At 70.9% G+C, this 3409-nt stretch carries 4 protein-coding genes; 2 read left to right on the top strand and 2 right to left on the bottom strand.

Annotation, left to right across the window (positions count from 1 at the left end):
* Positions 1-924, top strand: a 924-nt coding sequence (locus AC2VNT_RS02700) for a DUF4328 domain-containing protein (RefSeq protein WP_486945389.1), incomplete at its 5' end; no start/stop codon positions are given.
* A 4-nt stretch (positions 925-928) separates the two neighbouring features.
* Positions 929-1729 carry a glycerophosphodiester phosphodiesterase gene (locus AC2VNT_RS02705; protein WP_486945390.1) on the top strand — a complete coding sequence of 267 codons (801 nt, stop codon included), beginning with the start codon at positions 929-931 and terminating at the stop codon, positions 1727-1729.
* On the opposite strand, the gene AC2VNT_RS02710 is transcribed toward AC2VNT_RS02705, so the two are convergent.
* Both AC2VNT_RS02710 and AC2VNT_RS02715 read right to left on the bottom strand, forming a co-directional pair.
* A complete protein-coding gene (locus tag AC2VNT_RS02710) occupies positions 1700-2272 on the bottom strand; it encodes a ferritin (RefSeq protein WP_486945391.1) in 573 nt (190 codons plus the stop codon). The genes AC2VNT_RS02705 and AC2VNT_RS02710 overlap by 30 nt on opposite strands.
* A gap of 154 nt (positions 2273-2426) precedes the next feature.
* Positions 2427-3409, bottom strand: a 983-nt coding sequence (locus AC2VNT_RS02715) for an LCP family protein (RefSeq protein WP_486945392.1), incomplete at its 5' end; no start/stop codon positions are given.

A 3409-nucleotide genomic window follows, 5' to 3' on the forward strand; every position in this document is an offset into this window, starting at 1 on the left:
CCGGTTGCGCGCCGATTCGGGATCAGACCCCACCGGCCGGGTCCGCCGCCGCGCTACCGGGAGATGCCCCGGTGGAGCCTGCTGGACCAGCTGCCCCGGTGGAGCCCGGTGGATCAATCCGACATCCCCCCGGCGGCCGAGGCGGCGGGGCGCCGCGTTCGGTCGGTCGAGTCGGTGCACACCACCCTGGTCGGTACCGGTGCGGCGCTGGGTTTCGCCGCGTTGATGCAGCTGATCGTCTACGGCCTGCTGCTGATCAACCGCGGCATGCTGCTCCATCCCGTCGTGGCCGGCGTGGCGGTCTGGCTGAGCCGACTGGCCAGCTTGGCTGCGCTGCTGGCGGTGATCGGCTGTGCGGCGGTGTTGACCCGCTGGCTGATCGCCCGGCGAGCCGCCGTATTCGCCCGCGAGCGGCAACCCGAGACCCGACCCAGCTGGGCGCTGTGGGCGGGTTGTCTGGTTCCGCTGGTCAACCTGTTCTGGGCGCCGGTATACCTCATCGAGCTGGCCGCCCGTGAAGGGCAGTCGGCGCGGCTGCGGAAGCCGATCGTGGTGTGGTGGCTGCTGTGGGTGGCGAGCACGCTGTTGTCGGCGTTCGCCACCGTGACCAGGTGGGCGCGGAGCGCCCAGGGCATCGCCAACAACACCGAGACGATGCTGCTGGGCTACCTGCTGGCGGTGATCACGGTGGTTGCCCTGGCACGGGTCGTGCGGGGCTTCGAACGCCGCGCGGTGGACCGGCCCGCGCATCACTGGGTGGTGGTGGCCGCCGACGGCGCCGGCTCGCCGGTCTCGGTGCGACAGCCCGACCCGGATGCAGCCTCGGAGGCGCTGCCCCGGCCGGCCGCAGACCCGACGCAGCGGCCGGACACGGCGGGGCAGCCGGGTGTGCTTGAGTCCGGGGACCGGGAACCGGCAGCATAGAGCCATGACGTCGGCCGACGAGGTACTGGCCGGACACCCCTTCGTCGTGGCCCACCGGGGGGCATCCGGTGCGCGTCCGGAGCACACCCTGGCCGCCTATGACCTGGCGCTGAGCGAGGGCGCCGACGGCGTCGAGTGCGACGTACGACTCACCCGGGACGGCCACCTGGTCTGCGTGCACGACCGCAGGGTCGACCGCACGTCCACCGGGTCCGGGGTGGTCAGCGACATGACCTTGGCGCAGCTGAGCCAGCTGGACTACGGCTCCTCGTCGGGCGCGTTGCCGGACACCGGCTTGCTGACGTTGGACGCGCTGCTCTCACTGGTGTTGGACTGGCACCGCCCGGTGAAGGTCTTCGTCGAGACCAAGCACCCGGTCCGCTACGGCGCGCTGGTGGAACGTGAGGTGCTCGCGCTGCTGAACCGGTTCGGGATCGCCAAGCCGGCGTCGGCGGCCCGGGCCCGCGCGGTGGTGATGTCGTTCTCGGCCGCCGCCGTCTGGCGGGTGCGCCGGGCGGCGCCGCTACTGCCGACGGTGTTGCTCGGAGCCGCCTCCCGGTATCTGCGCGGTGGCGCCGCCACCACCGTCGGCGCCACCGCGATCGGTCCGTCGATCGCGACGCTTCGCGATCATCCGCAGCTGGTGGATCTGGCTGCGGCTCAGGGTCGGTCGTTGTACTGCTGGACCGTCGATCGGTACGAGGACGTGCGCTTCTGCCGCGACATCGGCGTGGCGTGGATCGCCACCAACCATCCGGCCCGCACCAAGGCCTGGTTAGGCGACGGGCGGGCCGGCCGGGACTAGCGCGCCGCCGGCGATGCGTGGTGTGCCGGCTTCCGCCGACGGCGGGGTGGCGACCTCGCGGGCGATGAAGTTCTCCAGGTCGAACATGTTGTGGCCGGCCCGGTCGGCGACCCGCAGCAGGGTGGTCATCACCGCCACCTCTTCCACCTGCTCACGCAGGAACCACTGCATGAACTGCTCGCCCAGGTAGTCGCCTTCGTCGCGGGCGACGGTGGCCAGCCGGCCGACCTGGTCGGTGACCGTGCGCTCCGCGTCGAGCATCAGCGCTACCGCGTCTCGGGGCGCGTCGAACTGGTTACGCACCGGGCCGACACCGGGGATCTCGACGGGGATGTCGCGGTCGAGCAGGTACTGCACGAGCATCATCGCGTGATTGCGCTCTTCGGCCGCCTGGCGGTAGAAAAACCCTGCCAGCTGCGGCAAGTCCATTCCGTCGAAATAGACTGCGACCGCGGTGTATTGCTGCGCAGCGGTGAATTCGTTGTAGATCTGTTCCTGGATGAGCCCGTGGAATTTTGTTGTGGTGCTGTCCTTCTCGCTCATAAACGTAAGCGTACGCTCGACTATCGTGGCTGTCGCCGAAGGTAATGCTTACTCAGGCAAGGGTTTCCTAACAACGTTCAGGGTGGACGAGTAGTGGATTCCAACTCGTACCGGTAAACCACACGGGCTATTCCGCGTGTGCTGACGACTGTGATTACTCGAGGAGTTGCCGCGGCACCGGGCGATCGCCGCGCAGGGCCGAGAACAGCCGTCCGGCCGCCTCGTCGTCCCAGACCACGACATCGCCGGCGTCGGTGTCCTCGAACCCGCCGATCGGCACGGTCAGCTCGGTGGGGGCACCGCGCAGCGCCCAACCCAGCCGGGCCAGGTCCCACCCGTGGGTGCTCGGATCGACGGTGAGCGCACCGGCGACGGTGTGCGGGACGGCGTACCACCGCCAAGGATTGAGCCAGACGGGCGGGCTGGTGACGCGGTCGAGCAGCGCGGACAGGAAGAGTCGCTGGTGCGCTATCCGATCCAGGTCCGCGCGCGGGGTGGCGCGGCTGCGGACGTAGCCCAGCGCCGCCCGCCCGTCGAGGTGTTGGCAGCCGGCCGGCCGGATGATGTCGGCCAGCGGGTCGTCGACCGGATCGGTCAGGCAGATGGCGATTCCGCCGAGCGCGTCCACCACCGCGGCGAGGCCGCCGAAGCCCAGCTCGACGTAGTGATCCAGCCGGAGCCCGGTCGCCGTCTCGACCGTGCGGGCCACCAGCGGCGCTCCGCCCAGCGTCAACGCGGCGTTGATCTTGTCGGTGCCGTAGCCGGGGATCGGCAGATAGGAGTCGCGCGGGATCGACACCACCGTGGTGGGCGCCGCCCGCGACCCGACGCCCGGTAGGTGTACCAGCAGTACGGTGTCGGCGTGGCCCGGTCCGGCGTCGTCGCCGGTACCGAATCGCTGTTGCTCGGCGGCGGTGAGGTCGTCCCGCCGGTCGGAGCCGACCAGCAACCAGGTGGTGCCGCCGGCCGCGGGCGGTCGATCCGGGTAGCCGGTCAGCGCCGGCACCCGTCGCAGCGCGGTGTCGAACCACCCGCCGCCGGCGGCGCAACCGAGGATCGCGATCACCGTGAGCAGCGCCAGCCGGGTGCGGATCCGCCGGCGGGGCCGCGGTGCTCGGCGGGAAGCCGGCCGGCGAG

The sequence above is a fragment of the Mycobacterium sp. TH-M15 genome, assembly GCF_057473705.1.

Excerpts from the sequence above, each read along its gene's own strand:
- AC2VNT_RS02705 (WP_486945390.1), top strand. The coding sequence starts at position 929 with ATGACGTCGGCCGACGAGGTACTGGCCGGACACCCCTTCGTCGTGGCC.
- AC2VNT_RS02710 (WP_486945391.1), bottom strand. The coding sequence starts at position 2,272 with ATGAGCGAGAAGGACAGCACCACAACAAAATTCCACGGGCTCATCCAG.